Source organism: Terriglobus sp. ADX1, from assembly GCF_036877645.1.
In the GTDB taxonomy this organism is placed as follows: domain Bacteria; phylum Acidobacteriota; class Terriglobia; order Terriglobales; family Acidobacteriaceae; genus Terriglobus.
The window spans coordinates 127,223-147,134 of the sequence record NZ_JAEDXV010000007.1 but is presented as its reverse complement, the minus strand read 5'-3'; the positions used below and the strand labels follow the sequence as shown (position 1 = coordinate 147,134).

Annotated in this window: 15 protein-coding genes; 10 read left to right on the top strand and 5 right to left on the bottom strand. The window is 56.3% G+C overall.

Going from position 1 to position 19,912, the window contains the following annotated elements:
• The first annotated feature begins 30 nt into the window (after positions 1 to 30).
• The 3 genes from JAO32_RS06905 to JAO32_RS06895 all read left to right on the top strand — a co-directional run bounded on the left by JAO32_RS06905 (position 31) and on the right by JAO32_RS06895 (position 4,259).
• A complete protein-coding gene (locus JAO32_RS06905; protein ID WP_334238836.1) occupies positions 31 to 1,044 on the top strand; it encodes a ThuA domain-containing protein in 1,014 nt (337 codons plus the stop codon).
• Positions 1,045 to 1,104: 60 nt separating this feature from the next.
• A complete protein-coding gene (locus JAO32_RS06900) occupies positions 1,105 to 3,213 on the top strand; it encodes a pyrroloquinoline quinone-dependent dehydrogenase (protein ID WP_334238834.1) in 2,109 nt (702 codons plus the stop codon).
• A gap of 182 nt (positions 3,214 to 3,395) precedes the next feature.
• Entirely contained in the window at positions 3,396 to 4,259 is an 864-nt protein-coding gene (locus tag JAO32_RS06895) for a ThuA domain-containing protein (RefSeq protein WP_334238832.1), read from the top strand.
• On the opposite strand, the gene JAO32_RS06890 is transcribed toward JAO32_RS06895, so the two are convergent.
• Positions 4,250 to 5,989, bottom strand: coding sequence for a tetratricopeptide repeat protein (locus tag JAO32_RS06890; protein ID WP_334238830.1), 1,740 nt, complete (start codon positions 5,987 to 5,989; stop codon positions 4,250 to 4,252). The two genes, JAO32_RS06895 and JAO32_RS06890, sit on opposite strands and share 10 nt — an antisense overlap.
• 134 nt (positions 5,990 to 6,123) lie before the next feature.
• Here JAO32_RS06890 and JAO32_RS06885 point away from each other — a divergent pair, with 134 nt between their 5' ends.
• Positions 6,124 to 7,929, top strand: a complete 1,806-nt coding sequence (locus tag JAO32_RS06885) for a thiamine pyrophosphate-binding protein (RefSeq protein ID WP_334238828.1) — start codon at positions 6,124 to 6,126, stop codon at positions 7,927 to 7,929.
• Between the two features lie 126 nt (positions 7,930 to 8,055).
• Here the strand turns inward: JAO32_RS06885 and JAO32_RS06880 are convergent, their stop codons facing one another.
• Positions 8,056 to 9,399: an MFS transporter gene (locus tag JAO32_RS06880; RefSeq protein ID WP_334238826.1), complete on the bottom strand. Its 1,344-nt coding sequence runs from the start codon at positions 9,397 to 9,399 to the stop codon at positions 8,056 to 8,058.
• 225 nt (positions 9,400 to 9,624) lie between these two features.
• On the opposite strand from JAO32_RS06880, the gene JAO32_RS06875 reads away from it, so the two are divergent.
• Positions 9,625 to 10,413, top strand: a complete 789-nt coding sequence (locus JAO32_RS06875) for a citryl-CoA lyase (protein WP_334238824.1) — start codon at positions 9,625 to 9,627, stop codon at positions 10,411 to 10,413.
• Positions 10,414 to 10,417: 4 nt separating this feature from the next.
• A complete protein-coding gene (locus tag JAO32_RS06870) occupies positions 10,418 to 11,827 on the top strand; it encodes an aldehyde dehydrogenase family protein (RefSeq protein ID WP_334238822.1) in 1,410 nt (469 codons plus the stop codon).
• A gap of 173 nt (positions 11,828 to 12,000) precedes the next feature.
• Here JAO32_RS06870 and JAO32_RS06865 read toward each other — a convergent pair whose 3' ends face one another.
• Positions 12,001 to 12,675, bottom strand: a complete 675-nt coding sequence (locus JAO32_RS06865) for a PadR family transcriptional regulator (protein ID WP_334238820.1) — start codon at positions 12,673 to 12,675, stop codon at positions 12,001 to 12,003.
• Positions 12,676 to 12,822: 147 nt separating this feature from the next.
• On the opposite strand from JAO32_RS06865, the gene JAO32_RS06860 reads away from it, so the two are divergent.
• Together JAO32_RS06860 and truB are read left to right on the top strand one after the other, a co-directional pair.
• Positions 12,823 to 13,794 carry an intradiol ring-cleavage dioxygenase gene (locus tag JAO32_RS06860; protein WP_334238819.1) on the top strand — a complete coding sequence of 324 codons (972 nt, stop codon included), beginning with the start codon at positions 12,823 to 12,825 and terminating at the stop codon, positions 13,792 to 13,794.
• Between the two features lie 38 nt (positions 13,795 to 13,832).
• A complete protein-coding gene (gene truB, locus JAO32_RS06855; protein ID WP_334238817.1) occupies positions 13,833 to 14,708 on the top strand; it encodes a tRNA pseudouridine(55) synthase TruB in 876 nt (291 codons plus the stop codon).
• A gap of 10 nt (positions 14,709 to 14,718) precedes the next feature.
• Here the strand turns inward: truB and JAO32_RS06850 are convergent, their stop codons facing one another.
• A complete protein-coding gene (locus JAO32_RS06850; protein ID WP_334238815.1) occupies positions 14,719 to 15,447 on the bottom strand; it encodes an arylesterase in 729 nt (242 codons plus the stop codon).
• Between the two features lie 99 nt (positions 15,448 to 15,546).
• Here JAO32_RS06850 and JAO32_RS06845 point away from each other — a divergent pair, with 99 nt between their 5' ends.
• Positions 15,547 to 16,236 carry an ABC transporter ATP-binding protein gene (locus tag JAO32_RS06845; protein WP_334238812.1) on the top strand — a complete coding sequence of 230 codons (690 nt, stop codon included), beginning with the start codon at positions 15,547 to 15,549 and terminating at the stop codon, positions 16,234 to 16,236.
• Between the two features lie 3 nt (positions 16,237 to 16,239).
• Positions 16,240 to 18,816 (top strand): ABC transporter permease, encoded by a 2,577-nt coding sequence (locus tag JAO32_RS06840; RefSeq protein WP_334238810.1) that lies wholly within the window; start codon positions 16,240 to 16,242, stop codon positions 18,814 to 18,816.
• Between the two features lie 4 nt (positions 18,817 to 18,820).
• Here JAO32_RS06840 and JAO32_RS06835 read toward each other — a convergent pair whose 3' ends face one another.
• Positions 18,821 to 19,843, bottom strand: coding sequence for an LLM class flavin-dependent oxidoreductase (locus JAO32_RS06835; RefSeq protein WP_334238807.1), 1,023 nt, complete (start codon positions 19,841 to 19,843; stop codon positions 18,821 to 18,823).
• Positions 19,844 to 19,912 lie beyond the last annotated feature (69 nt).

The window sequence follows — 19,912 nt, the reverse complement described above, 5'->3', positions numbered from 1 at the left end:
GACGCGACTGCTGTGTTGAAGGAGAAAGTGATGTTGAAGCAGTCCGTAGCAACATTCGTTATGGCCATCAGCATGTTTGCTGTTGCAGGTAACTGCAATGCACAGGCCGCAGCGCCGAACGTGCCAGAAGGTTGTCCTGCGCCAGGCGTGCGCGGGCCTCGTCCGGGTGGACCGAATGCAGCGGGTGGGCCGCCTCCGGGAGCGATGCGTCCTGCTGGACCTCCGCCGGGTGCAGAAGCGCCTACAGGGCCGCGTAAGAAGCGTTTGCTGATTTGGGCCGATACACGCAACGGCATTGCGCAACATGACATTGGTCATGCCATTGCCGTGATTGAGGAGTTGGGTTATAAGTCCGGCGCGTATGAGTCTTGGATACGAACGGACTCAAACATCATTTCCAGAAACCCGAAGATGACGACTGGTGAGCCCGCAAGTGGTGGCCCCAGTCTTTGCAATGTGGATGCAATCTTCTTTCTTGGGCATCGTGAGATTGAATTGGATGCACAACAGCGCACTGATCTGATGTGGTTCATTCATGACGCAGGCAAGGGATTTGTGGCAGCACACACGGGCGATACGGCGTTCCTGGGATGGCCTGAATTTGGCGAGATGCTGGGTGGGCGTTTTGATCAGCATCCATGGGGCTCTGTAGATGGCGATGTTATCGTGACCGATCCGAAGTTTCCGGGTATGACGAATCTGGGCACAGACTTCAAGATTCACGACGAGTTTTATCAGAGCAGTGGTTTTTCGCCGGAGAAGAGTCGTGTGTTGTTGCGGCTTGATACCACGAAATTGAACAACGCAACGGCGCGCGGCATGCAGGCAGCAGATTATCCGTATGCGTTGGCGTGGGCCAAGATGTATGGCAAGGGCCGCGTGTTTTATGCGTCGTTCGCGCATGCTCCGTCTACGTGGGATGACCCGCGGATTCAGGATATTTATCTTGGCGCCATCAAGTGGGCGCTGGGTGAGGTGGATGCGGATGTAACACCAATTCCCATGCCGCCACCCACACCTGCCGCGCTACCACCTGCGAAGTAGTTCACAAACATAATGATTGGTCTGCATGTGCAGACGGCTCACGGCTGTATTGGAGGAAGCTTGAAATACGAATCCATGTTGGAGGCTCCGCGCTTCTGCGCCACTTCATTGGCAATGGCATGTGCGCTGTTTTTTCCAGCGGTGCATGGCGTGGCGCAACAACGCGATACTACAGGTTCTGCAGGAAGTGCAGAGCAGGCGTCTGCAGCAAAAGAATGGCCGACCTTTGGGCATGATTCCGGCGGCATGCGTTACTCACCGCTGAAGCAGATCAATGCTGCGAACGTATCGGGATTGAAAGTGGCATGGGTGTACCACATGAAACAGCCAGGAGCACGTGTGCCTTCGCGTGGTGGTCCCGGTGGTCCGCCTCCGGGTGGAGGTGGTCCGCCACGTCGTCCGGGGGGCGATCAGGTTGCCGCGCAGGCTGCTGCTGAAGGCGCGCGTCCAATGCGCGTGCAAACGGACTTCGCAAATTCTGAAGTTACTCCGATTGTTATCGGTGGCGTGATGTACATCGGTACGCCGTATGGTCGTGTGGTGGCGCTTGATCCCATTACGGGTAAAGAGATCTGGACATACGATTTGCCAAGCGGTGAACCGGCTACGCGCGGTGTGGAGTATTTCCCAGGCGATAAGACAACATCAGCATTGATAGTAGTTGGAACTTCGGATGCGAAGCTGTTCACGCTCGATCCGAAGACAGGAGCATTGAACAAGTCGTTTGGCGTGGATGGCTTTGTGGATCTGAACACGCCAGAGATTACGCATGGCATTAAGAATGCTTCGGATGGTTTGTCATCACCGCCGGTGATGTACAAAAACTTCATCATTGTGGGCGGACGTACGACGGAGAGTGGTGGACCGGGACCCGCGGGTGATGTTCGTGCATTTGATGTACATACAGGCAAGCTAGCATGGACCTTTCACACGATTCCGCAGCCTGGTGAAGCGAACTTTGGCACGTGGGAAGGTGATAGCTGGAAGCAGCGCTCTGGCGTGAATGCGTGGGGTTTGATCACCGTCGATGCAAAACGCGGCATCGCGTACATGCCGCTGGGTGCGCCGTCTGGCGATGCCTATGGTGGCGATCGTCCTGGCAATAATCTCTATGCCAACAGTGTGGTGGCTGTGGATGCCGCCACAGGTAAATACCTGTGGCACTTCCAGGCGGTACATCACGATATATGGGACTTCGATCTGGAAACGCCGCCGTTGCTGATGGATGTGAAGAAGGGTGGCAAGACAATTCCTGCGGTGGCGGTGATTGGTAAGAATTCGCTGCTATATCTGCTGGATCGTGTCAATGGTAAGCCGATTTATGGCGTGGAAGAGAAGCCAGTGCCACAGAGTCAGGTGCCGCAGGAAGTGACATCGCCCACGCAACCATTTCCTGTGAAACCGGAGCCGCTGGCGAAGCAAAGTTTCAGCATGGCGGATATTGCAACGGTGACGCCGGAGTTAGAAGCTGCTTGTCGCAAGCTGATTGAGACCAATCATCTTGAGTCCGGCGGGCCGTTCCTTCCTGAGACTTACAACCACGGACGCATTAACTTTCCCAGTTCGATTGGTGGTGTGAACTGGCCGGGCGGGTCGTTCAATCCGCAACTCGGCTACTTCTTTATCAATGTCAGCAATCTGGGGCAGATTCAGGGCTTCCGCGATCCTGCAAGCGGGCCGGTGACGACGAAACTTGCAGGTACGAATCTTCCTGCGTTTCGCTCGGGCCCGTTTCGTGGAACGAATCCGGGCGGACGTTTCAAAGACACCTCAACCAATATGATGTGCAATCAGCCGCCATGGGGTGAGTTGGTGGCCGTGAATGTGAACACAGGCAACATTGCATGGAAGGTGCCGCTGGGCATTACAGAAAGTCTTCCTGTGGAGAAACAAAACACGGGCCGGCCGGGAATTGGTGGCTCCATTGCAACTGCCGGTGGACTTGTCTTTGTTGGCGCAACAGATGATGCGCGCTTCCGAGCCTTTGATGCGAAGACGGGAAAAGAGCTGTGGGCTGTGAAATTGGATGCTGTAGCCGGTTCTGTGCCGAGTACGTATGAGGGCAAGGATGGCAAGCAGTATGTGGTGGTGACGAGTGGAGGCAATCCGTTTCTGGAAGCACCCGCCACATCGGATGCGATTACTGCTTTTGCGCTGCCTGGAAAGTAATGGGGTGAATGATGCGTTACGCCGTGTCGTCTGTGTCGGATACCGTAAGTGTCTTTGTCGGGACTTATCGTAGACGGTGCAGGCGACTGCGGCTTGGTACTTTGTTCGTGTGTTGGTTCTTGTTGTATACGCTATCTTCAGGCGGACAGCAGCCCAGTCGACAGGGAACTGCTGACCTTGGTATGAAGAATGGCGTGCGCAGCGGTCCGGGTATGAATGCTGCAGCTGCGGGCGATTACAGCTATCACAACAGCGCAGTGCCGCATCGTAAACGCGTGTTGGCGTGGATTGATATCAGCAACGGTTATCAGCATGACGCCGTGTCGCATGCTGTCTCAGTGATTGAGCGGCTGGGCTATGAGACTGGTGCTTACGACACCTTTATTCGCAGCGATTCGCATGAGATTACAAAGGACACTCTGCGCGGTAGCGATGGCCAGCCGCTGCTCTATGGCAAGAATCTGAATGACTTCGATGCCATCTTTTTCTTTGGTGTACGCGAGATCGATCTGACCCAAGCGCAGCGAAGAGATCTTCTGTCGTTTGTGCATGATGATGGCAAAGGCTTTGTGGTTGCGCATGCGGGTGCTACGGCATTCTTCTCGTGGCCGGAGTTTGGAAAGATGCTTGGTGGTCGATTTGATGAGCATCCATGGGGCATTGTGAATGCGCCGGTGCTTGTGGAAGATCCTGCATTTCCGGGAATGGAGCATCTACCTGCATCGTTTCCGCATACGGACGAGTACTACCAGATCAAAGAGTTTTCGCGGAGTAATGTGCGCGTGCTGCTGCGGCTGGATGTATCGAATTTGCAGTTGCAAGGTAATCCGCTGATACACCACGGCGGGACTGATTTTCCGCTGGCGTGGGCGAAGACCTATGGCAAGGGGCGTGTGTATTACTCGGCACTGGGGCATGATCCCAGTAACTGGGATGAGCGTGCAGTGCAGGAGATGTATTACCAGGCGCTGCTGTGGGCACTAAAAATCAAGGACGCGGATATTACTCCGCGCCCTTTGATGGAGAGCACTTCTGCTCAGCACTGAGGTAGGCCGAGCTTGTTAAAGAGCACCTGATAACGCTCGTCTTTGCGTACGGGATCGAACCGCGGGTCGCTTCGCAGCGTGATCAGTTCGAAGCAACGATGCTGGAAGGCGAGATCGAGTTCGCGGAAGCCGTCGTCCATGCGATGCAGTGCGAAGTAAATCAGCGCGAGTTCGAATGGTGAGATGTAACGTTGCTGCGACATCTCTTCCAACTCTTCCAGAATTTGCAGGCCTTCTCGCTTGCGTCCCACGATGATGTATGTGCGGGCAAGAGAGCCCATGACGCGTGGATTCGGTGGTGATAGTTCGATGGCACGTTGGTAAGCCGCGATGGATTCTTCTAATTCGCCTCGTTGCTCCTGCACGAGACCGAGTGTCCAGTAAGCGGCGGAGAAGTGCGGATTCTGTTCGATGGTGTAGTCGCATTGTTCCAATGCACGGTCGTACTCGCGGCGGAAATGCAGTATCTGCGCCATGTCGCGCGCGATGATGGACGAAATAGGATCGAGGCTTTGTGCGATTTGGATTTCCTGCAATGCCTCGTCCATGCGGCCCGTTGGTGTTAAGCAGGAGATGGCGTACCAATGGTGGGCGAAAGGGTTGCGCGGATTTAGGCTGATGGCGCGTCGGAACTCCTGCTCGGAGGCTGTCCAGTCCCAGTCTTGAATTGCTTTGACGTGGGCGAAAGTTGTGCGTGCTTCACTGGAGTCTTCATCCAGCATGACCGCATGCGCTGCGTTGGATGCGACCTTTGTCCATAGTTCTGCTGGAGCCGCGACGCCGTAGTTCAGCATGATGAGCTGTGCGTCGGCCATGCCTGCGTATGCGGGAGCAAAGCCGGGGTCTTCTTCCATGGACTTCTGGAAATACTCGAGCGATTTCTTCAGGCCACTTTCCGTGCGTTGTGCCAGTTGATAGCGGCCTTGCAGATACATGTTGTGTGCCGCCAGATTTTCGGCGCGCGCACTGCGGTTCACATCCTGCAGCAGTTCTGCTTTGAGGGCTTCTGCAATGTGTGCGCTGACATCTTCCTGTACAGAGAAATTGTTATCCATTGCGCGGTCGAATTTATCTGTCCACAGGACGTGGCCGCGCACGGTGTCTGTAAGCCGTACGGTGATGCGACGAATACCGTTACTAACGGCAACCGTGCCGGCAACAGAAACGGCGGCGGGAGAGATACCTTCCGCGTGTGCGATGGCGCTGTCCACCACGACGATAGAACCGAGACGCGAGATGGCGAAGATAACTTCCGAAGTAAGCGCGTTGCAGAAGGAGTGTTCTGTCCCGGCAGGAGAACAGTCTTCAAACGGCAGCACAGTAGCCGTGTTGCGACTGACAAGTGCTGGCGGAAGTGTGCGGCGTTCTGCTTTTGCACCTACGTTGCGGAAGGTTGGGTTGTAACCACCTTTTGGAAGTTCGATGACAATTTCGCTGGACTGACCTTCTTCTCGGTAATAGGTCTGCAAGCGCATGCGTAGACGGCGGGCCTGCACGCGTACGATGGGGTCCATGCGCGGATCGAAGCTGGTGTCTTTACCGAAGACATCGACGCCAATGGGATATTCCTTCAGTTGATCGCCGCGTCCGGAGAGGGCTTCTTCCACGATGAACTGGAGGAAGCGTTGTAGCCGTTCACCCTGCCGGAAAGACTTGCTATGGATGACATTTGCAAGTTCCTTGCGGATCACTTCTTCGGATTGACCCTTCACTTCTTTCGACTTTGCCATGGTTTGCACCGCAACATCATATCTACGTGTGTGCAGTTTCGGCTGTAACGTATTGCAGAAATACCGGTGCGGAACGGTGCATCACCGTAACAGCGTTGAAGTGGGTATTGTGCGAACGTAGAATCGCTTCCGCTATGGCACCAATCCTATCTGACGCCCCGATTCTGCCCGCGAAGCCTTACGGACACGTTCTGACCAAGGTTCCTCCTCCGCCTAAGGAGGGGTACCGCATTGCGGCTTACCAGCTTGTCGATTACCTCGAGACGCTTGGGGTAGAGGTCGTCTTTGGCCTTTGCGGGCATACCGTTATCGCCATGCTGGACGCGCTGGGAAAGAATCCTAAGGTGCGTTTCATTACCACTCGGCATGAACAGACGGCGGCACACGCTGCGGATGGTTACGCGCGTGCTTCGGGCAAGGTGGGGGTGGTACTGAGCCATCTTGGACCGGGATTGACCAATGCCGCGACTGGCGTTGCGAATGCCGCGTTGGATTCGATCCCCATGGTGGTGATTGCGGGGGATGTGCCTTCGTATTACTACGGACGCCATCCGCATCAGGAGATTAACTTGCACGCCGACGCGGATCAGAGCCAGATCTACCGGCCGTTCTGCAAGCGTGTGTATCGCGTGGATCGAGTGGAAGATCTTCCGCGCGCGGTGGAGCGTGCGTTTTATCTTGCGCAGTCAGGGCGTCCTGGGCCGGTGCTGGTGGACGTTCCCATGGATATCTTCTCTGCGGATTTGAAAGAGGGTTCCTTTTCCAAGACGCCACCGAAGTTAAGTAAGCAGGGCATTGACCCGGATTCGGTGGAGTACATCGTGGATGCACTTGCGAATGCGGAGCGGCCTGTTTTGTATGCGGGTGGCGGTGTGCTTTCGTCGAAGGCAACGAAGGAATTGCAGGCGTTGGCAGAGGCGCTGGACGTGCCGGTGGCTCACACGCTGATGGGTAAGGGCTGCATGCCGGATGAGCATCCGCTGCTGATGGGACAGACGGGATTCTGGGGCATTCCGGTTTCGAACGATACGTGCCGCACGTCCGATTTGATTGTTGCCGTGGGAACGCGTCTGGCGGAAGCGAATAGCAGTTCGTGGGAGTCGGAGTTTACTTTCGATGAGCCTCGCTTGATTCACATTGATATTGATGCCGCCGAGATTGGGCGCAATTATCAGACAGAGCTTGGTGTGATTGCGGATGCGAAGGTGGCGCTGGCTGCGTTAGCGAAAGCCGCACAGGGCCGCAAACATAAGGATCACTCAGATATTCGCGCGAAGATTGCGGAAGGCCGCAAGGAGTTCAGCGATCTGTGGGCAGAGGAGTGGTCCTCAAATCAATATCCGATGCGGCCGGAACGCATTCTTGCGGAACTGCGTAAAGCTGTCCCAGACGATGGCTATATCGTTACGGATGTAGGTTGGAACAAGAACGGTGTGGCGCAGCAATTTAAGTTTCCGGTGCCGGGAACGTTCATTACACCGAGTGGGCTTGCGACGATGGGCTTTGGTCCTGCTGCTGTGCTGGGTGTGAAGTATGCACAGCCGGATCGTGTAGCGGTTGCGCTGATTGGTGATGGCGCGTTCAGTAGTAATCCCGGCGTGGTTGCTACGGCGATGGAAGCGGGATTGCCATGCATCTGGGTGGTGATGGATAACTCGGCGTTTGGAACCATTGCTGGCCTGGAGAAGATGCACTATGGCTGGAGCTTCGGCTGCCTGTTCGAATGCAATGGTGAGACGTACAACGTTGACTACGCCAACTTGGCGCGTTCCTATGGTGCGCGTGGGATTTATGTGACTTCTGCTGAAATGCTGGGGCCAGCGTTGGAAGAAGCGATTGCTTCCAATCAGCCGACAGTGATTCAGGTGCCGATGGAGAATGCGCCCACACCCACGCCGGGGCATTGGAACATTAACGATATCTATCGCAATGGGAAGTAAGGTTTGGTCGGAATAAGTGAGGCCCGCGAAAGCGGGCCTCACTTATTAATGGTTTGCGCGAGTTGAATCTGCGGTGGTTGAGACAGTGTTGGGCTTCTTCGCTTCGCTCAGAATGACGGCAGGCTATTAGCACTGCTTGCACTGCGTGTCGCGTGTGAGGCTCATCAGCACGACGGAGCAGGTAAGCCATCCCACCATTAGCGCGAAGGCGAGCTGATACGCGTGCATGTCATATACGTGGACGCCTTTAACCAGTGCGCCAGCCCAGTGGCGGTCTAGCGTGGAGCCGATGGCTGGCTGCAGCAGCGTCGGCCCGATCATGTTGCCCATATTGACCAACGCAGAGATAGATCCCATGTATTGTGTGGGAACTGATTCCTTGCCGTAGGCGAAGCCGATCACAATGGTTCCGCTTGCAACACTTGTGAATGCAGCGATTGCGATGAATGCCGGGAGTGTAAGTCCAGGAAGATAGAACATGCACGCCCATCCTATGAGCGCCGCCGCACACCCGCCGACATAGAAAGGCTTACGGCGTCCAATACGGTCAGATAGTGCGCCGAAGATGGGGCTGGCAATGGCCCAGCAAAGGATCATGACGGAGCAAACTTCTGCAGCAGTGGTTTGTTGCAAGCCGAAGCGTGAGCGCAGATAGGGCGAACCCCACAGGCCGGTAAACGACAGGATGGAACCGACGACGCCGCCCTGCGCAAGGAAGATGAGCAAGGTGTTGCGATAGCGGAAGATGCTTCCGAACCCGCGCAGGCGATCCATGCCGCTGGGGGCTGGGCCATCCTTTGCAGGCGGTGCGTAACTTACATAGCCATCGTCGGTGGGATCGTTCTTCACGATGAAAAACGACAACACACCAATGCCGAGGATGATGGCTGCCGACACAAGCACCACGCGATGCCAACCGAAGCTTTGAATGGCAAGACGTAACGGAACTTGGGCGGCAAGCGCGCCGAGATTGCCAAACAGCAGTCCAAGGCCGGAGAGCATGGCGAACTTGCGTGCGGGGAACCAATGCGTGGTGAGTGAAAGTAAGGTCACCCAGGCGACTGCTGTTGAACCTCCGATCAGTGCGCGGCCTAGGCAGGCTACGGCGAAGTTATCCGTTGCTGCGAAGAGGAAAGTGCCAAGCGCTGCAGCAACGGAGCCGCCGATGAGCAAGCGGCGAGCGCCCCACGAATCGATGAGGATGCCGGTGGGAATCTGCATGGCGAGGTACGTGTAGTAGTAGAAGCCGGAGAGATTGCCGAGGCTGGCCGCGTTGATGGAGAAGGCGCGCATCAACTCGTCCGTCATCACGGCGGGAGACACGCGCTGATAGAAACCGCTGAGGTAAAAGATGGCGGCCACGGCCCAGATGGACCACGAGAGCCACACAGGAGCCATGTCCCCGGTGTTCTCGCGCGCTCCCCATTTACCCACGAACGTTTCGCGTACGGTCAGATTTTGCGGTCTCAAATCAGAATCTCTTCGGTATATGCAGAGTGGTGGCGAAGAAGGTGTTCGCAACCCCGCAAAAGTGTAGCGCCGCATGGGTTGAAGAGGCGATGGTTACAGCGGTTCTAAACCGTATCGCCACGGTATGAGGGTGCCTTCGCAGGATTGCGGTGCTAGCCTTATTCCTCGAAACGGAAGTCTCGACTTCACACGTTGCATGACATCCCTCTTCGACGGCGGAGAACGATGCAGGAACCTTGGCGCACAGCCATTACGACATACGACGAATCGAACATTTGGGTCAGCGGCTATCCCATTGGCGAACTGATGCAAAAACTCAGCTTCGCAGAGATGATCTTTTTGCTGCATGCTGGCCGCGTTCCCACCAAAGAGGAAGGCAAGCTGCTGGATGCAATCCTGATCTCTTCTGCGGATCATGGTCCGGGATCGCCCTCGGCGGCGACGGCGCGGCTTGCTTGCTCAGGCAATCGCAGTTCGGTTTCGTCGGCGATTGCAGCGGGTGTGCTGGCCATTGGTGATGAGCACGGCGGCGCGGGCATGGCATGCATGGAGATGATTCAGCAGGGCATTGCGCTGGCAAAAGCAGAGGGCATTTCGCTGAAGGAAGCAGCAGAACGCACTGTGGACGCGAAACGCGCGAAGGGCGAACGCCTGGCGGGACTTGGGCATCGTCAGCATTCCAGCGATCCGCGCAAAGAAATTCTCTTCGGCATGGCACGCGAGTTTGGCCTGGCGAAAGAAGGCGTCGCGTTCATGGACGCGTTGCAGGCCGTGGTTGCAGAGAAGGTGAAGCCTTTGCCGGTGAACATTGACGGCGTTCTCGCGGCCATCCTTGTCGATCTTGGATTTGCGCCGGTCATGGGGCGGCTTGTGTTTATTGTCGGTCGCGTTGCAGGTTTGAGTGCCGAGGTGGCGGAAGAACTGTCACGAGAAAAGCCGATGCGCATCAAGGTGCCAGTGGCATACGACGGCCCAGCGCCGCGCGAACTTTCTGGTTCAGAAAAGCAGGAGTAGTGGAATGGCACCGAAGGTTATTACAGAAGAACAGAAGCTTGAGATTCAGGAGATGGTAAAGCGTGCCAATGTCGCGCTGGACGCCATCAAGGATTATGACCAGGCGAAGGTCGATCGCCTGTGCCAGGCGCTTGGCTGGGCTGTGGCGAATGAGAAGACCTTCACGCGGCTTTCGTTGAAGAGCATTGAAGAAAGCGGTCTGGGTGATCCGGAGACGCGTCCCGGGAAACGCTCAAAGGTGGCCGGTGTTCTGCGCGATGTGTTGCGGCAAAAGAGCATGGGCGTGATTGAAGAGATTCCAGAGAAGGGCATTGTTAAATATGCCAAGCCCGTCGGCGTGATCGCATCGCTGGTTCCGGTAACGAATGCGGCGCTTACTGAGATTGTTACGGGCATCTTTGCGATTAAGGCGAAGAACGTCTGCATCTTTGCACCGCATCCGGCCAGCAAGAATACAACGATTGAAACTGTCAACATCATGCGCGAAGTGTTGAAGCGCGAAGGTGTGCCGGAAGATGTATTTCAGGTGATTGAGAAGCCCTGTATTCCGATGGCAAATGAACTGATGGCGTCGTGCGATGTGACGCTCGCCACTGGTGGGCAGCAGATGGTGCGCGCTGCCTACAGCAGCGGAAAACCTGCGTATGGCGTGGGCGCAGGCAACGCCACCATGGTCTTTGATGAGACCACGATTCCGGAAGAGGCGGCACGCAACACACGCATCAGCAAGGTGCATGACAACGGCTCCGGCTGCTCTTCCGACGGCAATCTGGTGGTGGAATCGACAGTCTATGACAAGGTTCTGGAGTGCCTGCAAAACGAAGGCGGCTATCTCTGCACGGCGGAGGAAAAAGACAAACTGCAGGCCGTGATGTGGGATGAAGAGCGTCACCGCACGGCACCGACGATTGCTCGTTCTGCCAAAGTGATTGCGGAGCTTGCAGGTTTTTCTATTCCTGAGGGCAAGCGCTTTCTCGTCGTGCAGGAGACGAACATTGGCAAGGAGTATCCGTTCTGTAGCGAGAAGCTGTCGCCTGTACTGGCTGTCTTCAAGTACAGCGGATGGGATGATGCGCTGAACAAGGTGACGCAGATTTACAAGGTGGGTGGGCGCGGTCATTCAGTGGGCATTTACTCCTTTAACGACGCGCATATTGATGAGCTTGCACGCATGGCTCCAGTGAGCCGCATTACCGTGCGTCAGCCGCAGTCCCGCGCCAACTCTGGTTCGTTTACCAACGGCATGGCCATGACGTCGAGCATGGGGTGCGGTATTTGGGGCGGCAACATTACGAATGAGAATGTGGTGCTGAAGCACTTCATGCAGACGACGTGGGTGAGTCGTCCGATTGCGGAAGATCGTCCTTCGGATGCGGAGTTGTTTGGGGAGTTTTATCAGTCGCAGACGTACTGATCTGGATGTGGTTCGATAAGAAAAGCCCCGCTTTGTGCGGGGCTTTCTCTTTTGGCTATCCTGAGAAATTCTAGTGGTGGAGAAGAATGCAGGTCCTTCGACTTCACTTCGTTTCGCTCAGGATGACGAGCGTCGCTTGTAACGTCTGGTAGGACGTTTGTTCCTTCAAGCTGCTAGATTTCGCGGATGGCCTTGGCTGCGTTTTGTAACACTTCCGCTACCTTGCGGATCTGTTCCGGTGAGCTGTCTTCGTGGCGGATGCGGTCGCCGATGGCTTCGCGCAGCGCTCCCATGGCTTCCATGATTTCCGGCGAGCGACCGCGTGCAAATCCGCGTCCGGCCGCCTTCATCAGGTGTTCCAACTCGTTCAGGCGTTCCTGATTTTCGTTCAGGAATGCTTTGCCTTCGTCGGTGACGGAGTAGACCTTTTTGCCTGCTTCGTTGACGGTGGCGACGGTAAAACCCTGCTCCTCAAGCATGGTGAGCGTGGGATAAATCACGCCGGCACTGGGTCGATAGCCTCCCGCCATGCGCTCTTCCAGCCGCTTGATGAGCTGGTAGCCGTAAGCGGGTTCCTGAGCCAGTTCGCGCAGGATGACCAGACGCATGACGCCGCTATCAAACAGGCGCTCGCGTCCGCCGCCGAAACCTCCGCGACCTTTGCCGAAGGGGCCGAAGCCCTCTCCGAAGGGGCCTCGAGGTCCGCCAAAGCGTCCGTGGTGGCCTCCCGGGAAGAATCCCTGGTGACCTTCTGCGTACTCTCCGGCAAAGCGGTCATCGCGCCGTCCACGACGGTCTCCGCGATGGAATCCCCGAGGATCGGGGCAATGCATGGAAAACTTAAACATTTCATACCTCCTTCTCACGATATATCGTGAGATATATCTTAGATACTCTCTCCGCTTCCAAGATGCAAGATGTATCTCAAGTATTTTCTTCTGTGCTCCTTTTGCCGTGGAGTACGTCTTACACAGGCAACAGGAGTATTTGGCGTAATGGCTTTGGATTCAGCGTCGTTGAGGTTTCTTACACGAAGAAAGGTGCTGCTGGGCGGAGCTGCCGCCGGGGGCACTCTGTTGCTGGCACGCGGCATGGCAATTGCGGAATCACTGACTGCTCCGCTGCCTTGCTCTCTGACGCGTGAGTTGGAAGAGGGGCCGTATTACGTCGACAGCGAGCTGCTGCGTCGCGATATTCGTGACGGCAAGCTGGGGTTGCCGTTGCATTTGCGCGTCACCGTTCTGGACAAGAACACGTGCAAACCTTTGCCGCATGCGGCGGTGGACATCTGGCATTGCGATGCCATGGGAATTTATTCCGGCTATGAGAAACAGAGCCTGATGCCGATGGGGCCTCCGGGAGAGGCTGGTCCGAATGGCGGCCCGCCGCGTGGTCCGGGTGACCGTCCGGCTGGTCCTCCGCTGGATAAGGATGGGCGGCCGCTACCGCCGCCGGGAGGCTTTGGTGGACCTCCGCATAGTGAGATTACGGACAACGATCGTTTCTTCCGGGGAGTGCAGATCACTGGCCGAGATGGCGTCGCGGATTTTCTGACGGTGTATCCGGGGTGGTATCAGGGGCGCGATACGCATATTCATGTGAAGGTGCATGTGGATGGCAAGGACGTTCTGGGACACGACAAGACATTGAAGAAAGCCGCTAGCGATCCAGAACGGCATGTGTACAGCGGCGGCCATGTTTGCTTTACCGGACAGATGGCGTTTGATGATGCTTTTAGCGATCGTGTGGCCAAGTTGGAGCCATATCGTTCGCATAATCTGCAACGCACGCGGTTGGATGAGGATGGCGTGTTTGAAGGGCACGCAGGCGATGTGTTTGTGCAACTGACGCAGATGGACAAGCAGCGTCTGGAGGCTGGTGTGAGCGGTAGCATGGTTTACGTGATTGATCCTGCCGAGATATGGAAGGAACAGCACGGGCCCGGTGGTGGGCCGCCGCGTCGTTAGGTTTCCTGGTGGAAGGATGATCTAATTGGAGGGTTGCAATGAACGGCCTTCTAATCTTCGATAAACCCTCCGGACTTACTTCTCACGATGTTGTTTCGCTGGTACGGCGTGCCAGCGGGGAACGCTCTGTTGGCCATCTTGGCACGCTGGATCCCATGGCGACTGGCGTTTTGCCGCTGTTGCTGGGCAAATGGACGCGGCTGGCGCAGTTCTTCAATGCGGCAGATAAGCAGTACACCGGCACAATTCGTTTTGGCTTTGCCACTGACACGTATGACGCTGAAGGACAACCAGCGGGCGAGCCGCAGCCGCTGCGCTGCTCGCTGGAGGAACTGCGTGCGTTGAGTACGCGTTTTCACGGAACGATTGACCAGGTTCCTCCGGTATTTTCTGCCAAGAAGATTGGTGGCGTTCCGGCGCATAAGTTGGCTCGGCAAGGCAAGGAAGTGGCCGTAAAACCTGCGCGCATTACGATTCATGATTTCGCGTTGACGGGATTGGAAGGCGATACCGCGAGCTTCGCTATGCACGTTTCGTCGGGCGGATACGTGCGATCGGTAGCGCATGAGCTGGGGCAGCTTGCCGGTTGCAGCGCGCACTTGTCGTCGCTACGCAGAACGCAGGCGGGTGTCTTCACGCTGGACGATGCAGTGACACGCGAGCAGTTGATTGAAGCCGCAAATGCAGGCACGGTGCAGGAATTGATGCGGCATCCGCGCACAATTCTGCCGGAGATGCCTGCGGTGACGGCGGATGAAGGTTCACAGACGAAGCTGCGCAACGGCATGGCGGTGAATCTGCCGGAGTTCTCGGATGCGCCGTTGGTGCGGATTTTCAACGGCAGCAAAGAACTGGTGGGTATTGGAAAGCGCGTGGCTGGAACGCTGATCCAGCCATACGTAAACATTGCCTGAGGTATTGCCGTTACTTCTTCAGCATGGGATGAATCAAGGTGAAGACGTTCTTTGCCACTTGCTTGCAGCCTTGCGCTGTGGGGTGGATACCGTCTGCCTGAATGCTGCCGGGTACTCCGTAGACATCCTGAAGCACGAAGGGGAGTAACGGCACCGAGTATTTCTTTGAGAGCACAGTGTAGGTTTCGTTGAATTGCTGGATGTAAGGCGCGCTGTACTGTGGCGGCAGCGTGATACCTGCAAGTGCAACCTGTGTGCCTGTGTGAGTGAGGCGGCCAAGAATGTCGTCGAGGTTCTGGCGTGAGTTGGCTACAGGCACGCCGCGAAGGCCGTCGTTGCCGCCGAACTCTACCACCGTGATTGCTGGCTTCATGGCCAGAACGCGGTCAATGCGCGCCAGTGCGTCCTTGGTGGTGTCGCCACTGATGCCCATGTTGACCACGCGATAGCGATAGCCAGCTTTATCCAATTCGCGCTGAAGGTCGGCAGGATAGCTGTTGTCTACATCGACCCCGAGGCCCGCTGTCAGGCTGTCGCCAAAGCAGGCGATCACGGGACGGCCGTCATCCACGTCATTCGCAACCGCGTCGGACTTCATTTCCATTGAGCCTGTTGGCGTGGCTCCGCCGTTTTTGCTGCCGGTCGTTAAGTCATGATGTTTGGGTTCGCAGCCCGTCAATAGGAACATTGCTGCCACGGCAAACGTACACATCAGTGTGAAGGGGGAACGCTGTATCATCGACCTCAACTCCGGCTCTCCGTTGTTGCACACCATAGCAGATTCCGCCAGAAAGCGAGTAACCGCCTGACTTCGACGACTGCAACTTCCAGCATCCGCGTGGACGATCTCCGCAAATCCATTCGCAACGGTTCGCGTACGGTTGAGATTCTTCGCGGCATCTCGTTCGATGTTGCCGCGGGCGAATTTGTCGCCATTGTGGGCTCGTCTGGCTCCGGGAAAAGTACATTGCTTGGATTGCTGGCCGGGCTCGATACGCCAACTGCTGGCAATGTGATTCTGAACGGCACTGCGATCAGTTATCTGCCAGAGGACAAACTTGCAGAGGTACGCGGCAAGCTGATTGGCTTTGTCTTTCAGAGCTATCAACTGATTCCCACCCTGACTGCTCTTGAAAATGTGTTGTTGCCGCATGAGTTGAATGCACCTGCCAACGAGCAGAAGGCTGGCCGTGCACGCGCCCTGGAGTTGCTGCAAGCTGTTGGGCTTGGTGAACGTGCAGAGCATTATCCTGTTCAGCTTTCCGGTGGAGAACAACAACGTGTGGCGTTGGCGCGTGCGTTTATTCTGCGTCCGCCGATTGTGCTGGCTGACGAGCCTACGGGGAATCTTGATTCAAAGAACGGCGCCCATGTGATGGATTTGTTGCTGGATCTGAATCAGCGCGAAGGGACTACGCTGGTGCTGGTGACGCATGATCCTGCGGTTGCGGCGCATGCAACGCGGGTGCTGACAGTGCGCGATGGGGAAGTGATTGCGGATGAACGTAAGCTCGTGGAGCAGGTGTAATCCGTGGCCGCGCTCTCCTGGACAACGGCCGCTCGAATCGCCTCGCGCGAATTGCGTGCTTCGCGCGGTAAATTTCTGTTCGTTATTTTGTCGGTAGCGATTGGCGTCGCGGCATTGACGGGTGTTCGCGGATTCTCCACGGCATTTCGACAGACGCTGATGGTGCGTGCGCGTTCGATTCTTGCAGGCGATCTTGCAGCCCGCATGTTTCAGCAGCCAAGCGATGCACAACAGAAACAACTGGAAGCGTTGACGGCCAATGGCACAAAGATGACGTCAGTCACGGAAATGGCGGCCATGGCCACGGCCGAGCATTCGCTTGATCCGTTGCTGGTGGCGTTGAAGGCTGTTGATCCTTCGAAGTATCCGTTCTATGGCACGGTCGATCTGCAGCCAACTATGCCGTTGCGGCAGGCGATTGGTGGCGAGAATGTTGCTGTGGGTGATGATCTGCTGATTCGCTTGAAGCTGCATGTGGGCGACCGCATTCAGCTTGGCGATGCCACGCTGCGCATTGCTGCCGTTGTGTTGAGTGAGCCGGACAGGCTTTCCGGATCGTTTGCTGCAGGCCCGCGCATCCTGTTGTCGCAGGATCAACTGGAACAAACGCATCTTCTGGCTGCGGGATCGCGTGCAGGGCAGCGTTATCTCTTTATGTTGCCCAAACGCGATGATCGTGCTGTTGCCAAGCTAAAGACAACGCTGGAAGGTTTTTTGCCGGAAGCGCAGATTACGGACTACCGTGAGACGAATCCTGCCATCACCATGGCGCTGGACCGCGCAACGGGTGTGCTGTCTCTGGTTTCGTTGGTGGCATTGGTGCTGGGGGCCGTTGGGGTTGCTATGGCCATGCGTACGCATTTGCTGGAGCGCATGGATTCCATCGCGATCATGAAGTCACTGGGCGCGCGATCGTCACATGTACTTCGCATATACCTGGTGCAGACGGTGTTGCTGGGATTGATTGGTGGTGCGGTCGGCGTGGCGCTTGGTGTTGGTGTGCAGCTTGTGTTGCCGCTGCTGCTGGCGAAGCTGCTTGGCATTACGCCGGAGCTTCACATCGCTGCTTCTGCCATTGTTGCTGGGCTGGTGACTGGCCTGCTCACGACGTTGCTGTTCACTATGCCGCCGTTGCTGGATATTCGCGGCGTTCGGCCCATTCTGATTCTGCGGCGCAACGTGGATGATTTGGAAGAGAAGGGAACGGCGGCGAATCTTTTTGCCAGGATGAAAGCCTCTTTCGCTCAAGTGGTGGCAGGTGCTTTGATCCTGCTGGGCATCACGCTGATTGCGACAACGCTGTCCGATTCAAAAGTGGTAGGCAGAGTTTTCACGATAGGACTCGCAGCGGTGCTGGTGGTGCTGCTGATCGCATCGTCCGTTGTGCTTGCGTTGCTGCGGCGATTCCTGAAGAGCACGCGTGCGTCGCTACAGCCAGTGGTGCGGCATGGTTTAGCGAATCTCTATCGTCCGGGCAATCCTTCGGCCGCGTTGCTGGCTGCAGTGGGATTGGGCGTGATGCAGATTGCCAGTGTCTTCTTTCTTTCGCAGGCGCTGGTGAAAGAACTGAAGTTGTCTACGCGGCCCACGTTGCCAAATGTGTTTCTCATTGACGTTGCGCCAACGGAAGTGGAGGGCGTAACGGCGTTGCTGAAAGCTCAACCCGGTGTGCAGGGAGAGCCAGAGATGTTGCCTGTTGTGGCTTCGCGCATCATCGCTGTCAATGGAGTAAAGGCTTCGGAATTGAAGCTGGAGAATTTTCCGAAGCGTATGCTGCAATCTATTTCGTTGACATGGGTGGACGAGATGCCGCCGGGTACGAAAGTAGTGGGCGGAAAGTTTTGGCATAGCGGCGATCCGCATCCGCAGGTGGCGATAGGGCAGCGCATGTCAGAACGTTTGCATGTGCAGCTTGGCTCATACATTTTGTTTGGAGCGCCGGGCGATCCAGACCATCCCATCAACGCCGAAGTTACGGCCATCATTAAATCCGATGGTCAGCACGCATGGTCGCGTTCTGAATTTTTGTTGCCAAAGTCTGCGTTGGCTGGGCTTCCGGTGGTGTATTACGGCGGAGCTCATGCCGATCCTGCACATGTAGGCGAACTGCAACGTGCGCTATTTGCGAAGTACCCCACGGTCACTGTAATCAATGTTGCGCAGGCCATGGAAACGTTGCGTGGCGTGCTGTTGCAGGTGTCGTTGGTCGTTCAGTTTCTTGCAGGATTCTCTATCTTCGCGGGACTGGTCATTCTTGCGAGTGCCATTGCTGGCACGCGTTATCGGCGCATGCGCGAAGTAGTGGTGTTGAAGACGCTGGGGGCAACGCGGTCACGCATCGCCGCGATCTTCTCCATTGAGTTTGCAACGCTCGGATTGATCGCTGGTTTAGTCGGACTTGTGTTCGCAAACCTCACGGTGCGCGTGGTGTTGTCGCGGCTCGATCTGGATTATCACTTCCTTGGATGGGTCAACGTGCTTTCGCTTATCGCCGTTATGGCGCTGACTGTGCTGACGGGATGGTTGGCAAGCTATCGCGTTCTCGGTCAGAAGCCGCTGGAAGTTCTGCGGGAGGAGTAGGGCGTTACCTCCAGCCGAGTGCGGGTGCGATGGTAGTCAGAATCGATTGCATAACATGCACGTTGTACTCCACGCCAAGTTGATTCGGCACGGTAAGTAGTAGCGTATCTGCCTCTGCAATCGCTTCGTCCTGTCGCAGTTGTTCCACCAACTTCTCTGGTTCGGCTGCGTAGCTGCGACCAAATACCGCGCGGGTGGACGCATCCAGAAAGCCGATCTTGTCTTGCGAGTTACTGTCATGTCCGAAGTAGGAGCGATCCAGATCGTTGGTTAGAGCAAAGATGCTGCGGCTCACGGAGACGCGTGGTGTGCGAGTATGTCCAGCCTGCTTCCATGCATCGCGATAGGCGCGGATCTGCTTTGCCTGCTGTATGTGAAATGGTTCGCCTGTTTCGTCAAACTTCAGTGTTGAGCTTTGCAGATTCATCCCCAATTTGGCTGCCCATACAGCGGTGGCATTGGTCGCAGCGCCCCACCAGATGCGTTCACGCAAGGTTTCTGAGAAGGGCTCCAGGCGCAGAAGTCCCGGCGGATTCGGGAACATGGGACGCGGATTGGGGCGAGCAAAACCTTCGCCGCGCAAAAGCTGCAGAAAGACTTCGGTGTGACGTCGACCCATGGCCGCATCGTCTTCGCCTTCCTTCGGCTCATAGCCAAAGTATCGCCATCCATCCATGACCTGCTCCGGTGATCCGCGGCTGATGCCTAACTGAAGCCGCGAACCAGAGATCAGATCGGCTGCTCCTGCGTCCTCAAACATGTAGTGTGGATTTTCATAGCGCATGTCGATGACGGCAGTGCCGATTTCGATGTTGCGTGTGCGTGCTGCAACGGCTGCAAGAAGAGGGAAGGGCGAGGAGAGTTGCCGCGCAAAATGATGCACGCGGAAGTAAGCCCCATCCATGCCAATCCGCTCGGCCTCTATCGCCAGATCAATGGATTGCAACAGAACATCCGCTGCGGAACGCGTTTGCGATTGAGGCGAAGGCGTCCAGTGGCCAAAGGAAAGAAAGCCAATCTTTTTCATGCTGACTCCGCGTGTGAGTGTACTAGGAAGACAGATGCTTGGTTGCCTCCCAGGGATTCGAATGCGAGA

Coding starts and splice junctions, on each gene's coding strand:
- JAO32_RS06905 (WP_334238836.1), top strand. CDS start 31: ATGTTGAAGCAGTCCGTAGCAACATTCGTTATGGCCATCAGCATGTTT.
- JAO32_RS06895 (WP_334238832.1), top strand. CDS start 3,396: ATGAAGAATGGCGTGCGCAGCGGTCCGGGTATGAATGCTGCAGCTGCG.
- JAO32_RS06890 (WP_334238830.1), bottom strand. CDS start 5,989: ATGGCAAAGTCGAAAGAAGTGAAGGGTCAATCCGAAGAAGTGATCCGC.
- JAO32_RS06885 (WP_334238828.1), top strand. CDS start 6,124: ATGGCACCAATCCTATCTGACGCCCCGATTCTGCCCGCGAAGCCTTAC.
- JAO32_RS06875 (WP_334238824.1), top strand. CDS start 9,625: ATGCAGGAACCTTGGCGCACAGCCATTACGACATACGACGAATCGAAC.
- JAO32_RS06870 (WP_334238822.1), top strand. CDS start 10,418: ATGGCACCGAAGGTTATTACAGAAGAACAGAAGCTTGAGATTCAGGAG.
- JAO32_RS06865 (WP_334238820.1), bottom strand. CDS start 12,675: ATGTTTAAGTTTTCCATGCATTGCCCCGATCCTCGGGGATTCCATCGC.
- JAO32_RS06860 (WP_334238819.1), top strand. CDS start 12,823: ATGGCTTTGGATTCAGCGTCGTTGAGGTTTCTTACACGAAGAAAGGTG.
- truB (WP_334238817.1), top strand. CDS start 13,833: ATGAACGGCCTTCTAATCTTCGATAAACCCTCCGGACTTACTTCTCAC.
- JAO32_RS06850 (WP_334238815.1), bottom strand. CDS start 15,447: ATGATACAGCGTTCCCCCTTCACACTGATGTGTACGTTTGCCGTGGCA.
- JAO32_RS06835 (WP_334238807.1), bottom strand. CDS start 19,843: ATGAAAAAGATTGGCTTTCTTTCCTTTGGCCACTGGACGCCTTCGCCT.